A 948-nucleotide genomic window follows, 5' to 3' on the forward strand; every position below is an offset into this window, starting at 1 on the left:
GAACCAGAAGAGCTTAACCGTGATGTTTCACTAAGAGAAATGATCGAAGTTGGCGAATCTGTTAAGGAATTAATACCCGGACTTATACCGAATCCTGTGCGAGCTAGTGTTTATATGGATGGGTACACCGATGATGATCATTCTATTGTTGGGGAAGTGCCAGGTATGGAAAATACATTATTAGTAAGCGGTTTCTCAGGGCATGGATTTAAGATGGCACCTATTATCGGTTCAATAGCCGCAGATCTTATCATCGATGGGAAGACTTTACATGAAATCGGGCATCTTGATTCGAGAAGATTTGTTAGGAATTGATAGGGACATAGGGACAGGTCCCTTGTCCCGGAGACTCTATCTATATTTATAAATAGAAAGGGTCGGGGAAGATATCCCGGCCCTTTTTCCTACCACTTACTTTCTAATTTGCCTTGTCAATTGGCACACCGACCATGCTGCCCCATTCTGTCCATGATCCATCATAGTTTCTTACTTTGTTGAAGTTGAGAAGCTCATGCAGGACGAACCAAGTGTGAGCTGATCTTTCGCCAATACGGCAATAGGTGACTACTGGTTTATCTGATGTAATCCCTTTTTTACTGTATAAGCTTTCGAGTTCTTCAGGGGATTTGAAAGTACCATCTTCATTAACAACCTCTTTCCAGGGAACATTGACAGCATGTGGGATATGCCCGCCTCGTTGTGCTGTTTCATTCATGCCTTCTGGTGCAATCACCTCGCCACTGTATTCTTGAGGACTGCGTACATCGACAAGTGGTTGAGCGTTCTTGACAGCTTCCATTACATCAGGCTGCAGTGCTCTCATGGAAGGATCAGCGCTTTTTGCCTCATATTTGGTTGGTGTAACTTCAGGAATGTCGTTCGTATAGTTCCGGTTTTCCTTTTCCCACTTTACACGGCCGCCATCCATAAGGTCTAATTTTTCATGGC

Annotated in this window: 2 protein-coding genes; one reads left to right on the top strand and one right to left on the bottom strand. The window is 43.9% G+C overall.

All coding sequences use genetic code 11. The annotated features are described in order from the left end of the window. Window positions 1–315 (top strand): FAD-dependent oxidoreductase (locus AC3G7N_RS20640; protein WP_489424040.1); only part of this gene is annotated, 315 nt, incomplete at its 5' end. Window positions 316–418: 103 nt separating this feature from the next. Here AC3G7N_RS20640 and AC3G7N_RS20645 read toward each other — a convergent pair. Then, a partial coding sequence (locus AC3G7N_RS20645) for a sulfurtransferase (RefSeq protein ID WP_489424041.1) occupies window positions 419–948 on the bottom strand: 530 nt, incomplete at its 5' end.

This window comes from Virgibacillus carmonensis, assembly GCF_057836705.1.